The 25,164-nt window shown below is 36.4% G+C and carries 16 protein-coding genes; 10 read left to right on the forward strand and 6 right to left on the reverse strand.

Annotated elements, in window-relative coordinates; all coding sequences use genetic code 11:
* Positions 1-153: 153 nt before the first annotated feature.
* From HOO91_07875 to HOO91_07900, 6 genes are all read left to right on the forward strand, one after another.
* Complete coding sequence (locus HOO91_07875) at positions 154-6,720, forward strand: T9SS type A sorting domain-containing protein (GenBank protein ID NOU17460.1); 6,567 nt, start codon at positions 154-156, stop codon at positions 6,718-6,720.
* 223 nt (positions 6,721-6,943) lie between these two features.
* Complete coding sequence (locus HOO91_07880) at positions 6,944-10,177, forward strand: FAD-dependent oxidoreductase (GenBank protein ID NOU17461.1); 3,234 nt, start codon at positions 6,944-6,946, stop codon at positions 10,175-10,177.
* A gap of 116 nt (positions 10,178-10,293) precedes the next feature.
* The gene (locus HOO91_07885) at positions 10,294-10,467 is read left to right on the forward strand and encodes a hypothetical protein (protein NOU17462.1); all 174 of its coding nucleotides are present in this window, start codon (positions 10,294-10,296) and stop codon (positions 10,465-10,467) included.
* Between the two features lie 213 nt (positions 10,468-10,680).
* Positions 10,681-11,103 (forward strand): OsmC family protein, encoded by a 423-nt coding sequence (locus tag HOO91_07890; GenBank protein NOU17463.1) that lies wholly within the window; start codon positions 10,681-10,683, stop codon positions 11,101-11,103.
* 226 nt (positions 11,104-11,329) lie between these two features.
* Positions 11,330-16,321, forward strand: a complete 4,992-nt coding sequence (locus HOO91_07895) for a M6 family metalloprotease domain-containing protein (protein ID NOU17464.1) — start codon at positions 11,330-11,332, stop codon at positions 16,319-16,321.
* 458 nt (positions 16,322-16,779) lie between these two features.
* Positions 16,780-17,811, forward strand: a complete 1,032-nt coding sequence (locus tag HOO91_07900) for an aspartate--ammonia ligase (protein NOU17465.1) — start codon at positions 16,780-16,782, stop codon at positions 17,809-17,811.
* Positions 17,812-17,851: 40 nt separating this feature from the next.
* Here HOO91_07900 and HOO91_07905 read toward each other — a convergent pair whose 3' ends face one another.
* Positions 17,852-18,463, reverse strand: a complete 612-nt coding sequence (locus HOO91_07905; GenBank protein NOU17466.1) for a T9SS type A sorting domain-containing protein — start codon at positions 18,461-18,463, stop codon at positions 17,852-17,854.
* A 194-nt stretch (positions 18,464-18,657) separates the two neighbouring features.
* On the opposite strand from HOO91_07905, the gene truA reads away from it, so the two are divergent.
* The 4 genes from truA (at position 18,658) to HOO91_07925 (ending at position 21,545) form a co-directional block, all read left to right on the forward strand.
* Positions 18,658-19,437 (forward strand): tRNA pseudouridine(38-40) synthase TruA, encoded by a 780-nt coding sequence (truA, locus tag HOO91_07910; protein NOU17467.1) that lies wholly within the window; start codon positions 18,658-18,660, stop codon positions 19,435-19,437.
* 64 nt (positions 19,438-19,501) lie between these two features.
* Positions 19,502-19,846, forward strand: coding sequence for a TfoX/Sxy family protein (locus tag HOO91_07915; protein ID NOU17468.1), 345 nt, complete (start codon positions 19,502-19,504; stop codon positions 19,844-19,846).
* A 314-nt stretch (positions 19,847-20,160) separates the two neighbouring features.
* Positions 20,161-20,901 (forward strand): 23S rRNA pseudouridine(2604) synthase RluF, encoded by a 741-nt coding sequence (rluF, locus tag HOO91_07920; protein ID NOU17469.1) that lies wholly within the window; start codon positions 20,161-20,163, stop codon positions 20,899-20,901.
* Between the two features lie 137 nt (positions 20,902-21,038).
* A complete protein-coding gene (locus HOO91_07925; protein NOU17470.1) occupies positions 21,039-21,545 on the forward strand; it encodes a GNAT family N-acetyltransferase in 507 nt (168 codons plus the stop codon).
* Between the two features lie 122 nt (positions 21,546-21,667).
* Here the strand turns inward: HOO91_07925 and HOO91_07930 are convergent, their stop codons facing one another.
* From HOO91_07930 to HOO91_07950, 5 genes are all read right to left on the reverse strand, one after another.
* Positions 21,668-22,963: a hypothetical protein gene (locus tag HOO91_07930; protein ID NOU17471.1), complete on the reverse strand. Its 1,296-nt coding sequence runs from the start codon at positions 22,961-22,963 to the stop codon at positions 21,668-21,670.
* A gap of 132 nt (positions 22,964-23,095) precedes the next feature.
* Positions 23,096-23,431, reverse strand: a complete 336-nt coding sequence (locus tag HOO91_07935) for a type II toxin-antitoxin system PemK/MazF family toxin (GenBank protein ID NOU17472.1) — start codon at positions 23,429-23,431, stop codon at positions 23,096-23,098.
* Position 23,432: 1 nt separating this feature from the next.
* Complete coding sequence (locus tag HOO91_07940) at positions 23,433-23,648, reverse strand: hypothetical protein (GenBank protein NOU17473.1); 216 nt, start codon at positions 23,646-23,648, stop codon at positions 23,433-23,435.
* Positions 23,649-24,041: 393 nt separating this feature from the next.
* On the reverse strand, positions 24,042-24,206 hold the full coding sequence (locus tag HOO91_07945; protein ID NOU17474.1) for a hypothetical protein: 165 nt from the start codon (positions 24,204-24,206) through the stop codon (positions 24,042-24,044).
* Positions 24,207-24,210: 4 nt separating this feature from the next.
* Positions 24,211-24,735, reverse strand: coding sequence for a hypothetical protein (locus HOO91_07950; GenBank protein ID NOU17475.1), 525 nt, complete (start codon positions 24,733-24,735; stop codon positions 24,211-24,213).
* Between the last annotated feature and the right edge of the window lie 429 nt (positions 24,736-25,164).

The following is a 25,164-nucleotide window of genomic DNA, read 5'->3' on the forward strand; positions in this document are numbered from 1 at the left end:
AATCTTGTAATGATACGTAAAATCATCAAAGATGTTCAATATAAACCAACTTATAAATATAAATCTAATTTTGACAAAAGTATTAAATTGAAGTAAAAACAATTTGGTGTCATAATACGTATCATCAATAATAATTAAGTTAACATTCTAATTATGAAAGTTACTAATAGTATATTAAGTGGTTTGTTAATCACATTTTTATGCATAACCAATTTACATGCTCAGATTTTTATATCTGAAGGTTTTGAAGGTACGAGCTCCCTTCACACACCACCGGCCAACTGGGTACCTGATTCAAATTCTGATTTTTGGTATTTTCAGAATGGTGGATATGACAGCGGCACAAGCTATCATCATCCCTCCAATGCCCATGGTGGAAGTTATAATGCAATGTTTAAAACTTTTGGAGTTGCAACATCAAAGTTGGTTTTACCTGCGGTTGATTTGCGGTTCTCGGTAAAACCGGTACTTACATTCTGGCATGCTCAAGAATTAAGAGCCAGTATAAATGATAGGCTTAAGGTATTCTACAGATTATCCCCAGTATCACCCTGGGTACAATTGGAAAGTTACGTTAATCCCACTTCAGGTTGGGTTGAACGCGAAATAATTCTTCCTGATTTAGCAAAAACTCAAACTTGTCAAATTGCGTTGGAGGGATCTTCGCAAAATGTTAGTTGGGGAGTTTGTGTTGACGATATTTTACTAGAGGAAAAGGGTAATTTACCAAGGCAAGTAGAATCACTATCCTTAATTCAGAACAATTATTTTATTCCTTCCAACTCAAACACAAATCCTCTTGGAATAATTAGTATAGATATATCTGGAAATACTGGAAACCAACCATTAAAATCCGTTTCCATTAATTACACTGGCACCGATATTAACAATCTGAATATCAATAATTCGGAACTTTTTTACACAAGGGATACAATTTTTTCAACTAAAATAAAACTTAATCCAACAATTTCAAATACAGGCAATACTATTATTTTTTCTAATATAAATTACAATCTTCAAACTGGGGAAAATTATATTTGGGTATGTATATCAGTAAAACCTACCGCAACTCATAACAATCTTGCTGATTTTAATCTTCTGCAGAATAGTATAAATATTGGAGATATACTTTTTCCTGAAGGAACAATAGCGCATAATGGCGTTTCAACAATAGAAGAATCGGTCTTTTTTGATGGATTTGAATCATCAGTTGGTTGGCAGTTTAGCCCAGGTTCATGCTGGCAAATGGGAGTTCCTACTGGAGCAGGAACATTTGACACCGATTTTTCATTTTCTGGGTTAAATGTGTTAGCGACAAATCTTTCTGGAAACTACCCAGCAGGTATAAGACCCTCTAGCCCACAGACCGCTACTTCTCCTACATTTAATGCAAAGTTCTACCAAGGTTTAAATGTGCGTTTTAAGCGTTGGTTAAATTTTGAGTATTTTGATAAAACATCTATTCAGTGTAGCGTTGATGGAGGTACAACTTGGACTAATCTATGGGAAAGCAACACTACAATACAAGAGCAGAACTGGAAGAGTTTAAGTTATAATATTAGCTCCCTAGCTACTCGTAAACAGGATGTAAAAATTCGCTTCTCTATAGATTCTACTGACTTGACAGGCCTTTACGGTGGATGGAATATTGACAACCTTGCCGTTACAGGAGATTTTATTGCTAAAGATTTAGGGGTTAGTGGAATTACATCACCTGTTACACATTGTGGAATGACCAGTGCTGAAACCGTTATAGTAAAAATTAAAAATTTTGGAGGTGCAACTCTAAGCGAGCCTTTTGATGTGGGTTTTTCACTTGACAATGGCGTAACCTATACTAAGGAAACGATAAACCAAACGATATTAAGCGAAGCTGAATATACCTATACTTTTACAGCAAAGGCAAATCTTTCGCAACTAGGTCTAAGGCAACTTAAATTCAAAACATTTCTCACTGGTGATGAAGATGCTAGCAATGATCTTTTCAGCACTACTTTATATGTGTTCCCAACTGTAAACTATTCTTACTTAAATTCATTCGAAACATCAAATGGATACTGGAATCCTTCGGGTACAAATAGCACATGGGCATGGGGTATACCTAACGCTACTAAAATCAAGACGGCATCGGATGGCACAAAGGGATGGGTTACCAATCTAAAAGGAAGTCATGCAAACTCAGAGGTTTCATATCTAGAAAGTCCTTGTTTCAATTTCACTTCATCTGAGTATCCGGTATTTTCCTTTGATTATTGGGTGGATGCCGAGAATGGTGTAGATGGATTTAGTCTTGAATACTCAATTGATGGCGGTACATCATGGAATCCTGTTCCTGAAAATTCAAACCACACTCTAAACTGGTGTACTGGATCCGTAGTTTCTGCACTTTCATCAGATGGTTGGACAGGCACTACTGCAACCAATTATATAACAGCTAAAACCTTACTTCCAACTAATATTATTGGAGTAAGTAACGTAAAATTTAGATTCAAATTTGCATCAGATAATATAAATTCCTTTGAGGGGGTTGCAATTGATAATATAAAGATATATGAACTCCCTTATAATGTTGGATTTGAAAGTTTATCTAGCCCAGTATCAGGTTGTTTGATTGGTGGAGGCATTAATCCTGTCAGTCTGGTAGCCAGTGTTAAAAACTTTGGGTATCGTCCACTTAAAGTCGGCTTAAAAGTTCCAATGGAAATCAAACTCAGAAGCGAAAATATTGTTAAAGATACTCTGGCGATTGGTTCAATTGTAAACCAAAATGGCTCTACTACTTTTACTTCAACAGGCACCTATAATATAATTACAAAAGGTTCGCATTCATTAAGATTAAACACAAACTTTGTTCAGGAATTAGATAAGTCGAACGACACCTTAAAGACAACCCTAAATGTTTTAGGAATTCCCGGTTATACTCTAGGTGCCGATGTTGCTGTTCCAAACCCATTCCCTGCCGCTATTAGCGTAGAACTTGATGCAGGTCTTAATGGCATAGTTCCATATAATAACTATTTATGGTCAACTACGGAGACAACAAGAAAAATTACAGTAACGAGCTATGGAACATATTCTGTTACTGTAACCAATGAGAATGGCTGTAACGCTTCAGATGCAATTGATGTAATTGAATCGACAAATGATATTGAAATTATTTCTGCTAATGGATTGGATAATGCATGTACCTATCCAATACCCGTAACGCCACAAATCACAATAAAGAATAACGGTCCAAGCGGTGTTGGACCAAGTTTCTCAATGAAAAATATTCCTTTATCTATTATGATTGATGGAACGGTAATAGTTTCAGAAACATTTACACCAAGCACAGATATTGCCTCTGGGAACTCATCTGTTTACACATTTACCAATAGTATAAATATATCAACTCCCAAAACATACGATATCAGAATCTACTCAAAAATCAATGAAGATTTTAACAAAAGTAACGATACCCTAAAACTTTCCACTCAGGTTTGGGGTACACCAAAAATAAATTTCCCTCAAGATACAATTGTTAGTCTAAATGCAACTTCTATTGTACTTGATGCTGGTGCTGGATTTCAGTCCTATGCATGGAAAAACAGTTCTGTAACAACACAAACATTCAATGTTCCCAGTTTGAATTCGGCATGGTATGTTGCTACCGTAACAGCCTTTAACTCATGTGGTACTAATAAGGATAGTGTTTTCATAAATGCTAAAGATTTAAGCGTTTTGGATATTGAAAGTCCTTTCAATGCTTTTTGCGGAAATCCTGTTCCAAAGGTTGCTGTAAGAATCAAAAATTCAGGTAAAGATGATTTTGCTTCTGGTAGCATCATTCAACTTTGTTATATTACTCCAAGCGAGAGCATTTCTCAAAACTTCACTCTTGATGCAATCCTTGAATCCAATAGCAATAAATTACTAACATTTGACAATTACGTTAAATTACCACTCGGAGAGGGTTTTGTTCGTGTTACTGCTGATATTGTTGATGATCCAAATCCCGCTAATGATGTATTCGAAAAATCGGTTGTGAAACTTACAAACCCAACAGTATCCTTTAATCCTTCTCCCTTATATAAGGTATTTGGAGCCTCCGAACCATACGTTTTTTCACCAGTTTATAGCAGTGATGTAGAATCATACTTATGGGATAATTTTAGTACCGATTCACTATTTGTAATAACCGGCCCTCCTTTAAACAAATCACTTCAGGTTGTGGCTTTTGATGGACTTAATCAAATTGGTTGTTCGGATACTGCTTCGCTGACAATAATTGCCGAAGACATGGTTGTTGATGCTATTAAATCGCCGACTAATCAATGCCTACTCGGTAGCGGAATTCCAATTGTTATTACAATCGCAAATAAAGGTAATTTCGCTTACCCCGCAGGTACATCCTATACAATAGGTATTAATGTTGATGGAGTTAATTACACTAGTGAAACTAAAACACTAGCAACAAATCTTGAACCTGACGAACAGTTCGATTTAACCCTTGCTCCTGTTTTAGACTTAACAGGAAAATCAACCTCAAACACTCAAATATCAGTTTCAACAAGTATTGATGCAAATACCAACAACAATTCACTTAGTAAAAGAGTATATGCCACAGGATTTCCAATAATTAATCTTGGCTCGGATAGAGCAGTTCATGCTTGGAGCGATACCCTCAGAACTGGTAGAAATTTCAACATATATGATTGGAAACTAAATACCACTTCAGTAGGTAGCGATTCAATTTATGTTGCAAGCCAAACAGGAACTTATTCAGTTACTGTTACTGATTTTTATGGTTGTTCTTCAACAGATGATGTTGTACTTACTTTTGTTGTAGACGATATTGCACTTGAAACAGTAAATAAGCCGATAACTGGTTGTAGTATTGGTGAAATTGAGACTGTTAAAGCCACAGTTAAAAATACTGGAACTGAAATTATTCCAAACGGGAAACAACTTGAAATTGGATTTGCACATGAAGGTGTTATCAAAAAGGAAAATTTTACGCTCACAAGTAATCTAAATGCAGGACAATCTCGTTCCTTTGATTTAACCAATACAATGGCATTTCCTGACTATAAATCTTATATTGATTCTGTTTGGGTAAAAATGGCTGGTGACATGAATTCGACAAACGATACACTTAGAACAATTGTTGAGAAAAAGCCCCCTGTAAGTTTTAATTTTGGCATTGATACTATTAGAGTTACAGGTTCTGATACCACAATTATTGCATTGGCTGGATTCACATCATACCTATGGAATACTGGTGCAATAACACAATCGATTCCTGTAACAACGGCTGGCAATTATTGGGTTGAACTAACTAATAGTTACGGTTGTACTGGGCGTGATACTGTTTATGTTAAATTCAAACATGATCTTAAAGTAAATTCAATTATTGCGCCTCAAAATGCTTGCGCACTTTCTGCAACAGAAACCATTACCATTAAACTTGAGAACACGGGAATGAATGAAATTCCAAATGGTACAGTAATTCAACTCATTTTAAAAATAAATTCGGTCACGGCTGCAACTGAAAACTATACTCTCACAAGCAATTTAGCCATTGGAGGAACTAAAGATTACTCTTTTACCTACAAGCCTAATCTTTCCACAGTGGGCAACTATTTAATTGAAATCTCTGCACAAATGGCAAGTGATGTGGTATCAACCAATAATTCCGTCTCTAATAATATCGCCGTGTATGGAAATCCTGCTCCAAATCTAGGGATAGATAGAACAATTTCAACCCCAACAATTCTTGATGCGGGCTCTGGATATACTTTATACACATGGCAAGACGGTTCACACAACCAAACTTTTACAGCAAACGCCACAAATAAATACACTGTAACTGTTATTGATGCTAATGGTTGTCAAGGGTACGATGAAGTAGATATTATTTGGCAAGAAGTAGCTGATGTTAGAATCTCGCAACTAATAGCACCAACTACAAGTTGCTTTAATGCCTTGGGTCAAACAGTTATAGCAAGACTCACCAATATGGGATCAAAAACATTCAACAGTGGGGATAATATTAATGTCAGTTATCAGGTTGGTACTGAAACACCCGTTGTTGAAACAATGAATTTCACTTCGAGTTTTGCTAATAACCAGAGTATCAACTATACTTTTAACCAGAAAGCTTTAATTAACCAAGGTGCAGTAACAATGTATCTTAAAACAATTGTTTCTGGAAATAGTGGACAAACTGCCAGTTTTCCTGTTACCATAAATTCAAAGCCTAATCTTAACCTTGGAAGTGATACTATTAGAACTCTATTACCTTACGTCCTAACATCAGGGATAAGCGGGGTTACATATCTATGGAGCACTGGAAGTACAAACCCATCGATATCAGTATCAACTTATGGGAAATACAAATTAACAGTTACTGGCATTACAACAAGCTGTACTGCTAAAGACTCAGTGGTAATTCACTGGCCTGTTGGAGTTGAAACAATCCCTGGAACAAATGCTAAAATCACATTATTTCCAAATCCAGTAAACGATGAATTAAATATCACAATTGAAACCGACAAAACGGAAACATTTTCTATTGATTTTATTAATCCCCAAGGTCAAATCGTTAAAAATTTAAAAACAGATAATACATCATATTTCAAAGAAAAAATTAACATTAATAATTACTCCCCTGGCATCTATTTCATAAAAGTAAGTAACAGTAAGGGCTTTGCCGTCTTTAAGGTTGTTGTTGAAAAATGATGCATTTAAAACTTATTCAATAAAAAGGAGAGAGGTTACTTTATTCAGAGTAACCTCTCTCTTTTTTATTGAAGCCTAAGTTTTTTTAATCATCAAAAATGATGATTTCAAACACCAATTTGTCATACAAATAACTGACAATAATCATTGGCTTAAAGCCATTACAGTAATACTTTTGAAAGCCAATTTTTGTTTAATCAAGATATTATAAATACTTATAAAAATGCATAAAATTGAGATTCATCCGATTCTCGATGTACCTAAAAGAGATACAATTTCTTTCAAATTCGAGGGGAAAGAAATTAAAGGAGAAAAAGGATTTACTATCGCAGCAGCTTTGCACCAAGCAGGGTTTCCAGTTCACAGTCATAGTATCGAAAATCGTGAACGAAGCCTTGAATGCGGTATAGGTAAATGCGGTGCCTGCGAAATGTTAGTTGATGGTCAAATTAAGCGTATTTGCATAACCACAGTTGATGGGGTTAAAGAGGTTAGAGAAATCCCAAAGGAATACACACCAAGTGTAAAGGCTCCTGACAAAAAGCATTCAACCAAAATCTATAAAACATCTGTAGCAATTATCGGTGCTGGTCCTGCTGGCCTAGCTGCCCGCGAGATTTTGCTTCAACATGGCATAGAGAATATTGTAGTTGACAACAATTCAACTATAGGTGGACAATTCAATATGCAAACACACCAATTCTTCTTTTTCGAAAAGGAGAAAAAATTTGGTGGTATGCGTGGATTTGATATCGCAAAAACCTTAGCTGGCGATAATCACGAAGGAATTTTCCTTGATAGTACCGTTTGGGATATTCTCGAAGGAAAGCGTATTGCAATTAAGAATATTAAGACTGATGAAATATATTTTATTGAAGCAGATCATCTTGTAATTGCCACAGGTGCAGTTCCTTTCATGCCAACATTCGAAAACGATGATTTACCTGGTGTTTACACCGCTGCTGTTGTTCAAAAAATGATGAATCAAGAATTCACACTTCTTGGTAAAAATGTATTAACAGTTGGAGCAGGAAATATAGGTTATCTAACCAGCTACCAGCTAATGCAAGCTGGTGCTAATGTAAAAGCTATTATTGAGGCAATGCCTAACGAGGGAGGTTTTCCTGTTCAAGCCAATAGAGTTCGTCGTTTGGGAATTCCTGTTATGCTTAGCAAAATACTAGTAAAAGCACTTCCAAACGAAACCCACACGGGAGTTGTTGGTGCTATAATTGCAGATTGCAAAGATTTTAAAGCAATCCCTGGTACTGAGCAAATAGTTGAGGATATCGATGCAATTAATATCTGTACAGGTTTAGTTCCCGATGATCAACTATTAATTAAGGGTAACGAGATATTTGGACGTAACTGTTACGGAGCTGGCGATGCAATTCGTATCGGAGAAGGAACAAGTGCTGTAGTGCGTGGCAAGCAAGTTGCCTACGAAATCCTTCATGAAATGGGCGCACGCTACAATTACGACACATATTTATCCATAAGCAAGGAGTATATTGATAGCCAACAACATCCAACTAGAGTAATTGAGCAACCATATAAACCTACTGACGAACGTAAAACAAAAAAACCATTCGTTCAGATTGATTGTCTTTTTGGTTTCGCATGTAACCCTTGTGAATTTGCATGTCCACATGGTGCAATCACAAAAACATCTACAAGTACTGTTCCTCAGATCGATTTTGAGAAATGTATTGGCTGTATGGATTGCGTTTACCAATGCCCAGGACTTGCAATCTTTGGATATCACTATGCTAAGGACTGGTTGTTCTTACCAATAGAGTACGCTGCAACTGAAGGATCTGATGTATTCCTTGTTGATAATAATGGTAAAAAAATTGGTGAAGGCGTAATTGAAAAAATCCTTCGCAAACCCAATAAAACCAATATTGCACGTGTCAAATCACTGACCATTCATGGTGATGAACTGATTAACGTTCGTGGTTTCGTTGTTAAAACAAACTATCCAGGTCCAGTTAGGTTAACTAAAACAACCTACAAACCTGTAGAGAAAACCTACGTTTGCCATTGTGATGACGTAAGTATGGATGAAATTCTTGAAACCATTGGTAATCGCAAGTTTATTTCAGCTGATGAAATTAAGCACACAACCCGTCTTGGAATGGGCGCATGCCGTGGAAAACGCTGTATAAAGCGTCTGAAAACAGCGTTAATCCCTAAAGGAATTCAGATTGTTGGTGATGCTACTCCTCGTGGACCATTGAGTAATCAAGTGAATATGGGAGAACTCTACCCAAAAGATGTACATCCCACCTATATCACTGGAATTAATGGCAAAAAGGCAGAAGTAATCAAGGTAAAAAGTCTAATCGCTGGCGGAGGTATTGGAGGTAGTGCCCTCTTCAAATATATGGCAGAAGCAGGAATGGCTCCTGTTCTTTTAAACTACGGTCGTGGAGCATCGTGGCGTAATATTGCCGGAGGACGAACAGCATTCTCGTTACCCGAGATAGCAGAGATTGCCTCCAAAAGTCATGAAATTTTTAAAGAGATTCACAAGTTAAGTTCAATAGATTATCGGCCAATTAATTATGTCAGTTTTGCACATGACGATGCAACCTATAAAGCCTTGGAAGCATCAATGGCATGGAGTAATGCTCGTATGATTAATCCTAAAGAATACCAAAAAGAGATCTCCCCGTACTTTAATTCTAATCTTAAAACCTATCAAGCAGCACTCATCACCAAGGATTGCTGGCAAGCAACTCCAGGTAAAACTGTTGATTTACTTCGCAATATTGGAATAAGTAAAGGCGGTGTTGTTAAGGAAGATTGTGAGTTAATCAGCGTTCATAAGGATGGTAACAAATACATAGTATTGGTTCGTGATCATGACAAGAAATATATCGAGTATCATGCCGATGAGTTTGTAAATGCACTTGGCCCAACAGGAGGTAATGTTGCTCGTATGCTTGGCCATGAATTAGGAATATACCCTGTTAAACATCAGGCATTTATTACTCGCAGACTACCATGGATGGGTGTTAACGGTGATCCACTAGGAATGCTTATTGACAGGAGAAGGTACAAGGGATTTGTTGCAGTTTACGGACAACAACTTGCTGAAACGGGTCAGATTATTGGATGTGCTTCACCTGGAACAGATCCTCAAGAGTCTGATAAAAATCTTAAATTTAACTCTGAAGAATTTCTAGAGATTGCTTCCGAAGTTTTTGCTAATTGGATCCCAGAATTAAGTTCTGTTGGATTCCAAGCAGTTTGGGCTGGTTACTACGTTGAACCTAGAATGTATATTGATCCAAAGCACGGATTATTTCTTGGATTACGTGGTCAAGGATTCATGCTCGGCATGGAATTAGCTAAAATGTATGTTGATGCTTTAACTGGCAAACCAGTTCCTGAATACTTCAAACGTCTAAATATCGAGGGCGACGGATTACCTGAAAAAGCCTTTAAGTAGACTTTTATAAAATATTTTACAAAATCCTGAAAATTAGTTTTTTCAGGATTTTATTTTTATAATTGTTTTAATAACTAAACCTAAAATTAAATGCAATATGAAAAACAAAAACTAAATTGGAGTTATTATTTTACCTACTAATAATCACTCTAAGTATTTTGGTTGTTTTTTCTTCTAGAATTGCAATTAATCCATCTGATGCTGGATTCTGGATGATTCTAGCTTTTGGGATGTCATTAGGTGTTGCTTTGACAAGAACAATTCTTTGGTATAAAGAAAGAACTAAGTAATAGTTCTATTTAAAGAACTCAAACATAGAAATGTACTAAGGAGTTATCTTAATCAAAAAAACATTTGACTTTTTGATTTAAAAAGGCTTTGCTTTAAATAACGTAAAACTTTGTTATACAAAAAGAGTTATTTCCTTTTGGTTTTAACTTTATTACTTATTGGCTGATTGATTAAACTTTTGATTATTTTTACTGTTAGATAAAAAAACTACTATGGAAAAAGTTACAATACATGCCGATTGGCAAAACGGAATGATGTTTGAGACTGAATTAAATGGTCATAAACTAATAATGGATGCAGCCGAAAATGTAGGTGGAACCAACCAAGGCCCACGTCCAAAACCACTGATGCTTGCAGCACTTGCAGGTTGCACTGGAATGGATGTTGTATCAATCCTAAATAAGATGAGGGTGGAAGTTACAAAGTTTAGGGTCTGGGTGGAAGCACAACAAACTGAAGAGCACCCCAAACATTATGCTGAAATAAAGCTAATCTATGAGTTTACGGGTAAAGATTTACCATTGGATAAATTAGAGAAGGCCGTTAGCCTTTCAGAAGAGCATTACTGCGGAGTAAACGCAGTTTATAAAAAAGCTATGAAGGTTACCTATGAAATAAGAGTGAATAAAGACTAAGTAGATATTGAGAAGGCATATTAAATAAGAACACCCTCAGAAAATTCCTTGAGGGTATTTTTATTTTTCTATATTATCTAAATAATTTACTTTATAATAACAATTGAATATAAAATATTAGAATAAAATAACATATTAACCTGCCTTTTAAAGAAAAATATTCACACAAAATAAGATGCAACTATTAGTTATTATATTGACGCACTTTATTTAAATAACCAAAGTTATGATAAAAAAATATTTATCGATCTTTCTGTTGATTTTTGGTGCCATCCAATCAATAATTTCAAGTCCTGCTTACCCAAAAGCAATTAAATTTACTCAACCTGATGGAACAACAATTACCATCATGTTAAAGGGTGATGAGCGTACAAAGTGGGCAGTTACTTCCGATGGGTATACGCTTCTATCAAACTCAACTGGTTATTTTGAATATGCTACTAACAATAGACAAGGTGATTTAGTCCCATCTGGAGTTGTGGCTAAAAACATTGAAAACAGGACAGCTGTGGACAAATTGTTTTTATCTAAAATAACAAAAGGAATTTCCTATTCAAAAGAACAACTTCGAATGCTTCGAAGTATTAGTAATATAAAGAGAAGCGAGGCAAGAAAAGCATTTCCAACAACAGGAAATCGTAAACTCATTTGCATACTAATGGGGTTTAAGGACAAGCCATTCTCTAAAACGCAAGCTGATTTTGACAATCTATTTAACCAAGTAAATTATACGGTCAATGGTGCAACTGGTAGTGTTAAGGATTACTATCTAGAAAACTCATATAACAAGTTTAACCTAACCGTTACAGTTGCGGGATCTTATACAGCCAGTCAAAACATGTCTTACTATGGTGCTAACGATGCAAATGGTTATGACGTTAAACCAGACGTATTGGTAACAGAAGCAGTTACTCTAGCTGACCCCGATGTAAATTTTGCCGATTTTGACAACGACAACGATGGTAATGTTGATGGGGTTTATGTTATATATGCTGGTTACGGCGAGGAAGCAGGTGCTCCAGCAAATACAATTTGGGCTCACGCTTGGGAAATACCAGCAACAACACTTGACGGTAAAGTAATCACCAGCTATTCGTGCTCTGCTGAACTAGAAGGAACATCCGGTTCCACAATGACCGCCATTGGTGTAATTTGTCATGAATTTGGACATGTGCTTGGTTCGCCTGATTACTACGATACAGATTACGATACAGGGGGACAGTACGAAGGTACTGGCTATTGGGATCTAATGGCTGCTGGTTCATGGAATAACAATGGCGTAACCCCCGCTCACCATAATGCTTATACAAAAGTAATGGTTTATGGATGGGGAACAGCAACAACACTAATAAATGGAACAACAATTACAATACCATCGTCTAAAACAGATGAAAATGCTTTCTACCGTATAAATACGGCAACTGCAAATGAGTATTATCTGATAGAAAACCGTCAACAAACAGCCTTTGATACCTCAACCCCTGGGCATGGTCTATTAATTTTCCATATAAATAAGGATATTGATGCTCACTATAGCAATAACGATATCAATGCAAAAACACCTCAATTGATGTATCCAGTTTGCGCATCGGCAACCACAAACCCAGGTTCGACTGCAACTTCTTACGGAAGCATCAATACCGGAGGATGTCCTTTTCCTGGAACAACTAGCAAGAACTCATTTACCGATGCAACCACTCCTTCCATGAAATCATGGTTGGGCGAAGCAACAAACAAGCCTATTACAAATATCACAGAAAACACAGGTACAGGAGTAATAACCTTTGATTTTGATGGTGGAAATACTGGAAATCCAACAGGGTTTACTGCAACTCCTATAAGTAGTTCACAAATTGATCTCACTTGGTCCAAATCAGAAAATAGAGATGTTGTTATTGCTTACTCCTCAACATCGACCTTTGGTTCTCTCATTGATGGAACAGAATATACAGCAGGACAATCCATTACCGGTGGTGGCACCGTTCTTTTTTCTGGAGACGCTTCTGTTTTTTCTCATACTGGATTGAATAGTAATACAACTTACTTCTACAAGGCTTGGACTAAACTAACCTCTTCAACATACTCATTAGGAACAATTACTCAAGAAAAAACGGCATGTACAGGAATTGTCTCTCTCCCTCTTTTTGAGGATTTCAATACAGGAACATTATCTGGATGTTGGTCAATTACTGATAATCAAGGAAATGGACAGATATGGCAGGTTGGTAACATTACCAATGGGTTAGCTGGTACTTATATCTATTTAAACTCCGATGGATTTGGTTCAGGCAATACTCAAAATGCTGATTTGGTAAGCCCTGCCATAGATATGACAAGCATAAGTTCAGCAACCATAACATTTAAACATTACTTTAAAGTTGAAGCAGGCGAAACTGCAACTTTTTCTTATAGCATTGATAATGGTGCAAATTGGACCCAAATTGACCAGTGGACAACCACAATTTCAAATCCATCCAACTATAAAAAAATATTAACTAGTATTGCCAACCAATCATCGGTTAAGTTTAAGTGGAATTATACAGGAACTTATGGCTGGTACTGGTGTTTAGATGATATAAGTATTGCTGAAACAACTGCTGCTGATACTATCGCTGATTTCAAAGCGGAACCAACAACTGTTATTATTGATGCCACAACAACATTTACTGACTTATCGAGTGGTATAGTAACTTCTTGGGCTTGGGATTTTGGTAGCGGAGCAACACCTGCAACGGCAACAACAGCGGGTCCCCATACAGTTTCCTATTCAACAGCAGGAAAGAAAACTGTAACGTTAACCATTAATGGAAGCGTAATCGAAACAAAAACAGATTATATAACCGTTGTAGATCCAAATGCTCCAGTTGTTATAGTTGGTTGGAACTTTGAGGACAGTGATGATACAGCAGATGATGGAATTTCTGCCAACTCTTCAAAAACAATTACAACAAACTCCACAGGAACAATTTCATACACCACTGGAAGTGGTGGTACTGGCACTTATACAATAACTAATTCTGGCTGGGACAATGGAAACGCTTCTAAGGCATGGCAAACAGAATTTAGTACAATGGGCTTTAATAACATTACATTATCATCGAAACAAAAAAGTTCAAATACTGGCCCTAAAGAGTTTAAAATTCAGTACAAAACATCAGGAGCAACTTGGATTGATGTTCCTTCAAGCAACATTACACTTGCTAATGATGCTTTTGTTTCTGGTGTTTTAACAAATCTTGCTTTACCTACTGATGCTGCAAACCAACCATCAGTTTCATTACGCTGGGTTATGAGAAGCAATCTTCAGGTAGGTTCAGGTAGCGTTGCATCTGGCGGAACTAGCCGAATTGACGATATTGTTGTTAATGGTAAAATAATCGTACCCCCAGTACAGTATACACTTACAGTTGCAAAAATAGGGAATGGAACTGTTACCCCCACCGTTGGTGATCATAGCTACGATACTGGCACTTCAGTTACCCTTACTGCTACTCCTGACCAAGGTTGGCAATTCGATAAGTGGGAGATTAATGGAAATACGGTAAACTTGGCTTCTACTCAAATTACCATTAATGCTAATACTACGGCAACCGCAACATTCTCGGCAATTCCAACCTATAAACTTACCGTTTCGCACGTTGGGAATGGTACTGTTTCTCCTGTTGATGGAGAATCGACCCACAATGCGGGTGAATCAGTTACCCTTACTGCTACCCCTGACCAAGGTTGGCAATTTGATAAGTGGGAGATTAATGGAAATACTGTAAACTCGGCTTCTACTCAAATTACCATTAATGCCAATACTACCGCAACAGCAACATTCTCGGCAATTCCAACCTACAAACTCACCGTTTCTCATGTTGGGAATGGAACTGTTTCTCCAGTTGATGGTGAATCAACCCACAATGCTGGTGAATCAGTTACCCTTACCGCTACACCTGACCAAGGTTGGCAGTTCGATAAGTGGGAGATTAACGGAAATATAATAAACACGGCATCTACACAAATCACCATTAATGCCATAACTACAGCAACGGCAACATTCTCATTAATTCCAGTAATAACCTACAAACTCACAGTTTCTCATGTTGGGAATGGCACTGTTTCTCCAGTTGATGGTGAATCAACCCACAATGCGGGTGAATCAGTTACCCTTACCGCTACACCAGACCAAGGTTGGCAATTCGATAAGTGGGAAATTAACGGAAATACGGTGAACTCGGCCTCTACACAAATTACCATTAATGCTAATACCACGGCAACGGCAACATTCTCATTAATTCCAGCAACAACCTATAAACTTACGGTTTCTCACATTGGGAATGGTACTGTTTCTCCTGTAGATGGTGAATCAACCCACAATGCAGGTGAATCAGTTACCCTTACAGCAACTCCCGATAACGGTTGGCAGTTCGATAAGTGGGAGATTAATGGGAATACAGTAAACTCTGCGTCTACTCAAATTACCATCAATGCTAATACCACTGCAACGGCAACATTCTCATTAATTCCAGCAACAACCTATAAACTTACGGTTTCTCACATTGGGAATGGAACTATTTCTCCTGTTGATGGTGAGTCAACTCATAATGAGGGCGAATCGGTTACCCTTACAGCAACTCCTGACCAAGGTTGGCAGTTCGATAAGTGGGAGATCAATGGAAATACGGTAAACTCTGCGTCAACTCAAATTACCATTAACGCAAATACAACTGCGGCAGCAACGTTCTCATTAATTCCAGTAACAACTTACAAACTCACTGTTTCGCACGTTGGGAATGGCACTGTTTCCCCTGTTGATGGTGAATCGACATATAATGCAGGCGAATCGGTTACTCTTACGGCAACTCCTGACCAAGGTTGGAAATTTGATAAATGGGAGATTAACGGCATTATGATAAGTAATGCTTCTACTCAAATAACTATGAACACCAATATTACGGCAACGGCAACGTTCACAATTATTAGCAGTGTTGATATTGTTGATAATAGCGTAAAAACTTATCCAAACCCAACTAACTCTTTAATTAATGTTGAAAGCAGAAATATTATAAAAAACATCCAAGTATTAGATCTAACAGGTAAAATTCTATTTACCTCAGATTTAATATTAAAAACAACAACAATTGATTTATCGAATTTACCTATTGGTATCTATTTAATAAGAGCTGTTATTTCAGATAATACAATTAAGGTGATTAAAGTATCAAAACGATAAACTTAAATCAAGTTAGAGAAAGATGCCTGAGGTTCAGGCATCCTTTTTTAAACCAAACGCTATAAGAGTTTATTAAAAAAGGTTTCACCTTAAACCCGAATCAATATCTTAACTTTTTTTGTTTTTTAATAACCATTAACTACATTGCACCACAATTGAAGCAGAAATGATGTACCAAACCAACAATAATCTTTCTAATAATAATACTACCAATAATAATTGGAAGTACTGGGAAGGTATTGTTTGATAGGTAAAACCATAAAACTCAAATAAAACCTTCCCAAAACTGGGGAGGTTTTTTGTTTTATACCATATTTAATAATGAGCCAAAACTCGAATAATAATAACAATAACCGTCCACCACCCATCGGGAATGGTTTGTAAACTCTTTTACCCAACCCTTCCCGATTTTCGCGAAGGGTTTTTTTATATAATACTAACTAAATTATCTTTTAAAAATGGAAATTACAGAAATGACGTACAAAAGCAAGTTGAGTCAGCGTCAAACGGAGAAAGCCATTGAACTAATCAAGGATTTTTTCTCAAAAAACCTTTCAGCATCCTTACGACTAAGAAGGGTTACAGCACCAGTTATAGTTCAAGCAGGACTTGGCATTAACGATGATTTAAATGGGATTGAAAAACCAGTTTCGTTCTCAGCAAAATCATTGAATGGACAACAGATCGAAATTGTTCAATCACTCGCAAAATGGAAACGGCTAACCCTTCATACTCTTAATATTGAGGAAGGAACTGGCATCTATACCGATATGAATGCTCTTCGTCCCGATGAAATAACCGATGCAACTCACTCAATCTATGTTGATCAATGGGATTGGGAGAAGCGATTACTGCCAGAACAACGTAATCCGGAGTTTCTAAGGGATACCGTTAGGAAAATATATCAGGAAATAAGAAAAACAGAATATATGATCTCAGAAGAGTTTTATGGAATTGATTCTATTCTACCCGAAAATATAATGTTTTTCCACTCAGAGGATTTAACTTTACTCTACCCTACACTTACTACAAAGCAAAGAGAAAAAGAAATTTGCAAAAAATATGGTGCTGTATTTATTGAAGGTATTGGATACCCTTTGGTTGATGGAAAACCTCATGATGGTCGGGCTCCTGATTATGATGATTGGTCAACTCTAAGAGAAGATGGTAAAAGAGGATTAAACGGTGATATTATGGTTTGGAACCCTGTTCTTCAAGATGCTTATGAACTATCATCGATGGGAATTAGGGTTAACTCCAGTGCAATGATTACACAACTTGAGATGCTAGATTGTAGCCAAAGAAAAGATTTATGGTTCCATCAACAGTTAATTAAAGGAGTATTTCCCGATAGTATAGGAGGAGGAATAGGTCAATCAAGACTATGTATGCTATTGCTTAGGAAGGCTCATATTGGAGAAGTTCAAACTTCTGTATGGTCAAAAGATACAATTGATGAATGCACTTCAAAAGGAATAACCCTTTTTTAAAAAATCCAGGTAAAACCTCTCAATGAGTAATTGAGAGGTCTTACTCCTTTTTAATAAACTTTAGACTAACACGCTTCTTTGAGTCCGTTGGTATTATTGATACTATGTAGATTCCATCCTCTATTCCAGATAAATCTAATTGGTAAGAACTTTTATCAATTGGTAACTCACTCAATTTGAGCTTTTTTATATTCCTACCGATTACATCAGAAAGTAAAATATCCCCATTCAACTCAGTTGATATTTTTATAAAATTTGAGGCTGGATTTGGATAGATTAAAAAACCTTGCGATAATGGAATTTCATTAATACCTGTTGATCCATTTACCGCAGTAAAACTACCCACCATTCCCATCGATTCATGGATAGTACAAGCATATGAGTAGCTACCTGCAACTGTAACAGTATAATCAAACGAAGTATGTGTAGAATTTAGCGGTGAGTCCCATGCCGTTGCACCTACAGGTATAGTTCTAGATGAGGTTGTATGAGAACCATCAGTCCATACCCAATGGATAACATCACCTACATTGACTGTTGGATTGGCTGGTGTGAATTCCATCCCAGATTGGTTAATCACATGAATTGCTGAAAAGGAGTTTAAACTAATCAATATTAGACATGTGATGCTGAAATTCGTAATTGTCTTCATATTGCTATTTTTATTGATTCTAAATAGAAACAATTCCAATTCAATTATGTTCGTTTAAAAAAATACTAATTAATTGTTTTCTAATAACAAGTGAAAAATAACCTCGCTTTCTTTTTACCTTTTGTAATACCATTATTTGGGATTTTGTTTCTACCTTTTATCCCCCTATATCAGCTATCTTTACAAAAAAAAGTATGTCCAGGTTTAAGTTGACACTCGAATACGATGGCTCCAAGTTCAAAGGATGGCAATTCCAAAAGGACTTGCCTACCGTTATGGGCAAAATAATGGATGCCTGCAAGGATGTTTTTAGTGCCAATGACTTCGAATTGTATGGATCTGGACGCACAGACACTGGTGTTCATGCTTTATTTCAGGTTGCTCACCTTGATATTAAAACGGTGATGCCTCCGCATATCATTAAAATTAAACTTAACGACGCACTACCTGCAGCTATCAATATTTTGCATGTTGAAAAAACCAGTCCAAATTTTCATGCCCGTCACGATGCCGTTGCCCGAAGTTATGTATACCATATATCTACACGTAGAACCGCATTCGGAAAGGATTTTGTGTGGTGGATTAAAGATAAACTTGACGTTAAAGCAATGGCAGATGTCACACCCCTTTTCATTGGAATGAAAGATTTTAAATCGTTTGGGGTAAAAGACAAGGAGGGTGAATCAACAATGGTGGATTTAACTTCCATAAGAATTTTTGAAATAGACGATGCAATCCTAATCCATATAGTTGGATCTCACTTCCTTTGGCGAATGGTTCGGCGGATTGTTGGAGTTATCGTAGAAGTTGGACGTGGTAGAATGACTGGTGAAGATATTCAATCGTTCTTTCGGGGGAAATCCGAAATCCCAGCACAGTTTACAGCTCCACCATCAGGCTTATACCTTGAAAGAGTTTACTATAAGGGCGATCCCATTTCGGACGAACCAAAATGGTTGGTGAATGTTCAATGAGATTATTATTGGTTTTAACAAAAAATCTATGAATTCAATTCATCGTTAATTAAATATTCACACAATGGCATACGACGAAAAATTAGCAAACCGAGTTCGTGAACAACTAGTTAATCTTCAAAATATTGAAGAGAAAGAGATGATGGGTGGTTTAGTATTTATGTATAACGATAAAATGTGTGTAGGCATTGTCAAAGACGAATTAATGTGCCGTATTGACCCTGATTTGCACGAAACAGCCGTTGAGAAATTAGGTTGCCGAACCATGGATTTTACCAAAAGGCCAATGAAGGGTTATGTGCTGATTGATGATGTTGGAATGAGAACCCCAAAAGATTTAGATTACTGGATAAACCTTGCTCTTGACTTCAATAAAAAAGCCAAATCTTCAAAGAAAAAGAAACAATAAACTGTTACAGATACTATTCAATCTCAATTCCATTTGCATTAACAAGGATGTAACTATTCAGCACAAAAACCACGGAGACATAGAGAACATAGAGAAACACAGAGATGATTATTCAAAAAAATATATTGGTTTTGCATGCCATTAAACAATTTGCCAAGTTGTTTCAAGGCTATTTTTCTGTGACAGGTGAAACAACAATTGAAAGAAAACTCTGTGATCTGAGTGTCTCCGTGGTGAAAAGTTACACAAGGACGATTAATCAACACTCCGAATTGATAAAGCAAAAAAGTGAATCCTTAAGATTTTACATTTAGATGAAAGAAGAGGAATCAATCAGAATAAACAAATACTTAACCGAGGTTGGATACTGCTCGCGCAGGGCTGCTGATATACTTATAAGCGAAGGTCGGGTTACCATAAACGGAGTTATACCCGAAATGGGTACTAAAATCACCACAGATGACGAAATTAGAGTTGATGGTGATTTAATCTCAAAACCCAAATCAAAAACCATTTATATTGCATTTAACAAACCTGTTGGAATAGTTTGTACTACTGATACCAAAGCCGAAAAAAACAATATTATTGATTTCATCAACTACCCAAAGCGTATTTTCCCAATAGGTCGCTTAGATAAGTTTAGTGAAGGCCTAATTTTCCTAACAAGCAATGGCGACATAGTTAATAAAATTTTACGTGCCAGGAACAATCACGAAAAGGAGTACCTAGTAACAGTAAACAAACCTATAACTTCCGTTTTTATTCAAAAAATGAGTAAAGGCGTACCTATTTTAGATACAATAACACGAAAGTGCCATGTAGAACAAACGGGTAAGTGTGAATTTAAAATCATACTAACACAGGGACTGAACAGGCAAATTCGTAGAATGTGCGAATACTTAAACTATGATGTTGTAAAGTTGAAGCGTATAAGAATTATGAATATTAAGCTTGATGTACCAGTTGGCAAATGGAGATACTTAACCGATAATGAGCTAAAAGAAATCAACCGATTGGTTTCATCATCATCAAAAACTCATAATGAGTCGAAATAAATTGGTGTAATGTTTACCTCCCCTACCCCTCCTTAAAAAGGAGGGGAAACCCTACCACCACTCTGTTATAGCCACATATTTGAGGGGTTGGGGTTTATAACACAATACTAAATTATTTAAAACAAATCACCCAAACCATGATTGAAACAAACCGACTTATCCTAAAACCACTAACCCACGAGCAGCTTTTAAAATACATAAAACCAGATAACTCCTTGGAGGCAGAGCTAAACCTTCAAAAATCAACCAGAGTAATATCACCCGACCTCTTGGAAGCTCTTGAGCGCAGCATAATGCCAAGAGTTGCAGATACGAGTAAAAACTACCTATTCTCTACCCTTTGGACGCTAATATCCAAAGAGGAGAACATAATGGTAGGCGATTTATGCTTTATGGGAGAACCAAACTCTGATGGCGAAATTGAAATTGGCTATGGAACCTACGAGCAGTTCAGGAAAAGAGGTTTTATGACCGAGGCTGTTGGAGGAATGATTAAATGGGCAAAAGAACAACCAAGTGTAAAATCAATTATTGCATCATCTCTGAAAAGCAATACCGATTCATCATCAATTCTTAAAAAAAACAATTTCACTATTGTTGAAAAAACCAATGAACTATATAATTGGCAAATCACGTTGAAATAGAGGTGTGATTGTTACAAAGTGGTTGAATAGTAATTTCGGTTAAGGTATATCTTGAATTGGTGCAATCTGAAAACCGCTAATTTGATTCTATGATTGGCTTTCACATATCCGATTCTAACGGGCTATTCACTTGTCAATTTTATAAATTTTTCAGACTTAAACCCTTCGTTCAAAAATGAATTTCGGATAAGAATATATTTCTCAACGTTGTTTTGCATTCGGTGTCCGTCTTTAAAAAACAGAAGCTTTGAATTTGGGTAAGATTGTTGGATTTTGAGATTGATTTTATCTGAAAAAACAACATCTTCCGTACCTTTTAGTATTAAAACCTCTCCTTTGAAGTTGCTTCTATTGATATCAAAAGTTTTAGCAGATATTTTATTTTCCTTGTAGTAGTCTAATAAATCGGAAATGGCTTTAGTAGAAAACTCATAAAGCAAATTTATTTCTTTTTGACTGTCGTAATTCAGCAAATCATAGCCAACCAATTCAACCCAACGTACCCTTGCTGCAATTTCCTTGGGCGATTTTATCATGTAGCTGAGTACCGAAAGATTGGTTACAGGTTTGAATTTGTATTTTAATAAGCCCCCACCGTTTTGCAGCCCTTTGAGCATTTTAAGCTGTGCTTCCCTCGGCGATTTTTCGGTTCTTCCTTTTTGATAAAGTATGTTACAGATTGTTTGTTTATCTATTGATTTTTGTTTTAATAAATCGTTCAGAATTGTTGCTCCAACGGGATTGAATTCTTCGAAATTTGACGAATATTTAATCCCACACTGCTGTGCTAAATCTGGCGCACCTGTTGATTCTAAAATCACACGATTTACATTTGCGCCATACTTTGAAATATACTGCTGTGCTAAAACTCCTGCCCCTGAAGCCCCAAAAACATTGATTTTATCTTCTTCCCCTAATATTCCTTTTTTAATTAAATCCAATCTTACCAATTCAATATCTTCCACTTGCTGGTCGGAATTGAACAATATTGTGGCTAATTCAAAATCCACTTTTCCGTTTTTGTAAACCTCTGGGAATAATGTTGGGGAGTGTCCTCTAACGCCTATCAACACATAAGAACTTCCACACAAAACATTTTCGAAAAACTGAAAATCTGTTTCGGTACTAACCAATTCCATCTGACCATCGGTAAGCAAAAATGTAATATTCTTGCTTTTAAAAAAATTGGGGCTAAACAGATAGAAACCTCTGAAAAAGCCTTGTGATAAACGATTATGGTCAATGGGTAAATTTATATAATGATGGAAGCTATCTTCTGGCATTTCTGCATAGAACTCATTTAACCCAATTCTGCTTTGTGGGATTTTATAGAAGTCGTAATGCAAATAGTAAAATACTCCCGCAATAATTATAAGGATTATGACAGCTGAAAGAAGTTTCTTTTTAGCTTTATTCATTGGTAATTATTGTTACTTAGTTATGATTTAGATAAACTTCGCTAACCGAGCGTATTTTGCGAGTTCGCTGAAAGCAATCTAAGACGAGCGGGCCTTTTATATTAAACCCCTCATCCTCTTTCGGGTTTTTTACTATCTAATAAGTTCAATTATTTTACCCGTTATATTTTCAAGAAAATCAGGTTTAACTGAGGTTGCTTTAGCTATGACAAGGCTTTCGTTCAGCAGGAATATTTTATGCAGCCGTATATAACTTTTTAGCGGTAGCTCTTTATCATCGGTGTAATTGTTGGTTTTAATGGGCAAAGAAAGATCGTCTTTTTTGTCCTTCGAGGTAATTTGTACCATCAGGTAATCGCCAGTTTTGTTCACTTCATGATTAGAAATAATCAAAGCTGGACGTTTCTTGTACTCCGCAGCATCAGCAAACGGGAACTTTATAATCACAATATCGCCTTTCTGTAACATGCTATAGCACTTTATCCCAGCGGTTATCCTCTTCCGATAACCATTCTTCGGACAGTGATCTTTCAGCCATTAGGGTAACCTCTTCAATATCAACTTTTGCTTTGCCTTTCTCTCTCTTTGACTTAATGGATTTGATAAAACTTACGTTTTTGAGAAAGTTAATGGCAAAATCGCGGGTTACCTTGCTATCTATTGTGATTACAAACTGGTTTTGCATGGCATTAGGTTTTATGTTTAAGATTTGAAAGACTTAAGAGCGTTAGCTTCTCTGCTATAAATATCAATCAAATCAAAAAGGATACTCTAATTTTATCTTCTGTGCAATTTACGCTGAAAAAACAAAAAAAACAATTCTCACGTTGAGTAGAAGCTATAAGAGTCTTGCAAAAGTTCGGTGGGTATGGTATTATATAAAAAACAACTACAAAGTGGTTGAATATTATTAGGGTAATGAACCCTGCGAAAGGAAGGCTTATTATTATTTTGGATTGGTGCGGTCAGAGATCTCTGTTTAATTAGAACATAGATACTCTTCGCTATACTATGCAGAGAAGAGCAACTTACTCGATTATGTGCGGTGTTTCTTTCCAGTTTAGGTTTCCAACCACAATCAGGCTCCGACTTTCCTTTTTTTCTTTGACGATTGAATTTTTCTTTTGGCGGTTTTAGCTTTCAGTTCGCTCATCAATTTCCTGAAGTCTTTTAATTCTTCCTCAGTCCATGGTTCGGATTGACCAGTAAAGTCAACATTTTTTGGTTCTTTTATGAGTCCCATATTTTTACGGTTTAAAATATTGCGAAATCAGTCTTAACGCCGCAGTGGTTTCAATAAACATTCTGAGTCCACGAAAATAGGTAGCATGAAGTGTTTCTTGATAATGCTTGATTAAAGTTGTTTTGGCATCGAAAACCAAAAATCCTTCATACCCTTTGTCAAATGAGACTTTACATGCAAAAGCAACAAGATTCCCCGGCACACCAAAATAAACCTTGTCTTTTCCCTTATTGAATTTGGAACTTTCAATGAGGTGCATGAAAACATGATCTTCCTTGTCCTCAATGCTCAAAAGCCCTTGAATAATTGTTGGGTTATTTACTGTTGTTAGCTTGTAAACCTCTTTTGTCTTATCCTTTAGTTCTTTGCTCCAGTCGAATTGCCATTCTGATTTATGAATAAAACCTAAATCTTTTGATGTTAGTCGAACAACAACAGTGTCAAAAACTTCTCCTGTAGAGGTATTCTCTATTGAATTAGTGAGTTTGTCAATCTCAAAGTCAAGAGGTAGATTTTTGCCAGTTTTCATACACCAAAGTTACAAAAAAATGATGTGTGAACCTTGTAAAAGTCAACTTTATCGATGTAAATTTCGATGAAATAGCTTAGCACCCAACTCGATGTCTAGTTTTTGTTACCCCACCCGAAGGATTTGAAGGTGAATAGCCCTGTATGCAATGAGCAGGAGCGCATTAGAACTTTGCAGTTCGTTTATTCAAACTCGCAGTTGATTAATTTATTAGCGCAGTTCTCTTAATGTAAAACGCAGTTGCTGTATTTATACTCGCAGTTCGTTATTATAATTTCACAGTTCGGATAAATAAAAACGCAGTAGTTATTTTTATACCCGCAGTTCGTTATTATATCCTTGTAGTTCGAATAAATATAACCGCAGTTTACATATTTATAAACGGAGTAGGTTATTCAAAGAACCAAGTAGGCTATTTGTAATGAAACC

It is taken from the genome of Bacteroidales bacterium (assembly GCA_013141385.1).
Taxonomy (GTDB): domain Bacteria; phylum Bacteroidota; class Bacteroidia; order Bacteroidales; family Tenuifilaceae; genus UBA8529.

What these genes read in the sequence shown, in the direction of transcription:
- HOO91_07935 (NOU17472.1), bottom strand. Translation starts at nt 23,431, where the DNA reads ATGTTACAGAAAGGCGATATTGTGATTATAAAGTTCCCGTTTGCTGAT.
- rluF (NOU17469.1), top strand. Translation starts at nt 20,161, where the DNA reads ATGAAAGAAGAGGAATCAATCAGAATAAACAAATACTTAACCGAGGTT.
- HOO91_07900 (NOU17465.1), top strand. Translation starts at nt 16,780, where the DNA reads ATGGAAATTACAGAAATGACGTACAAAAGCAAGTTGAGTCAGCGTCAA.
- HOO91_07930 (NOU17471.1), bottom strand. Translation starts at nt 22,963, where the DNA reads ATGAATAAAGCTAAAAAGAAACTTCTTTCAGCTGTCATAATCCTTATA.
- truA (NOU17467.1), top strand. Translation starts at nt 18,658, where the DNA reads ATGTCCAGGTTTAAGTTGACACTCGAATACGATGGCTCCAAGTTCAAA.
- HOO91_07895 (NOU17464.1), top strand. Translation starts at nt 11,330, where the DNA reads ATGATAAAAAAATATTTATCGATCTTTCTGTTGATTTTTGGTGCCATC.
- HOO91_07945 (NOU17474.1), bottom strand. Translation starts at nt 24,206, where the DNA reads ATGGGACTCATAAAAGAACCAAAAAATGTTGACTTTACTGGTCAATCC.
- HOO91_07925 (NOU17470.1), top strand. Translation starts at nt 21,039, where the DNA reads ATGATTGAAACAAACCGACTTATCCTAAAACCACTAACCCACGAGCAG.
- HOO91_07950 (NOU17475.1), bottom strand. Translation starts at nt 24,735, where the DNA reads ATGAAAACTGGCAAAAATCTACCTCTTGACTTTGAGATTGACAAACTC.
- HOO91_07875 (NOU17460.1), top strand. Translation starts at nt 154, where the DNA reads ATGAAAGTTACTAATAGTATATTAAGTGGTTTGTTAATCACATTTTTA.
- HOO91_07890 (NOU17463.1), top strand. Translation starts at nt 10,681, where the DNA reads ATGGAAAAAGTTACAATACATGCCGATTGGCAAAACGGAATGATGTTT.
- HOO91_07915 (NOU17468.1), top strand. Translation starts at nt 19,502, where the DNA reads ATGGCATACGACGAAAAATTAGCAAACCGAGTTCGTGAACAACTAGTT.
- HOO91_07880 (NOU17461.1), top strand. Translation starts at nt 6,944, where the DNA reads ATGCATAAAATTGAGATTCATCCGATTCTCGATGTACCTAAAAGAGAT.
- HOO91_07905 (NOU17466.1), bottom strand. Translation starts at nt 18,463, where the DNA reads ATGAAGACAATTACGAATTTCAGCATCACATGTCTAATATTGATTAGT.
- HOO91_07940 (NOU17473.1), bottom strand. Translation starts at nt 23,648, where the DNA reads ATGCAAAACCAGTTTGTAATCACAATAGATAGCAAGGTAACCCGCGAT.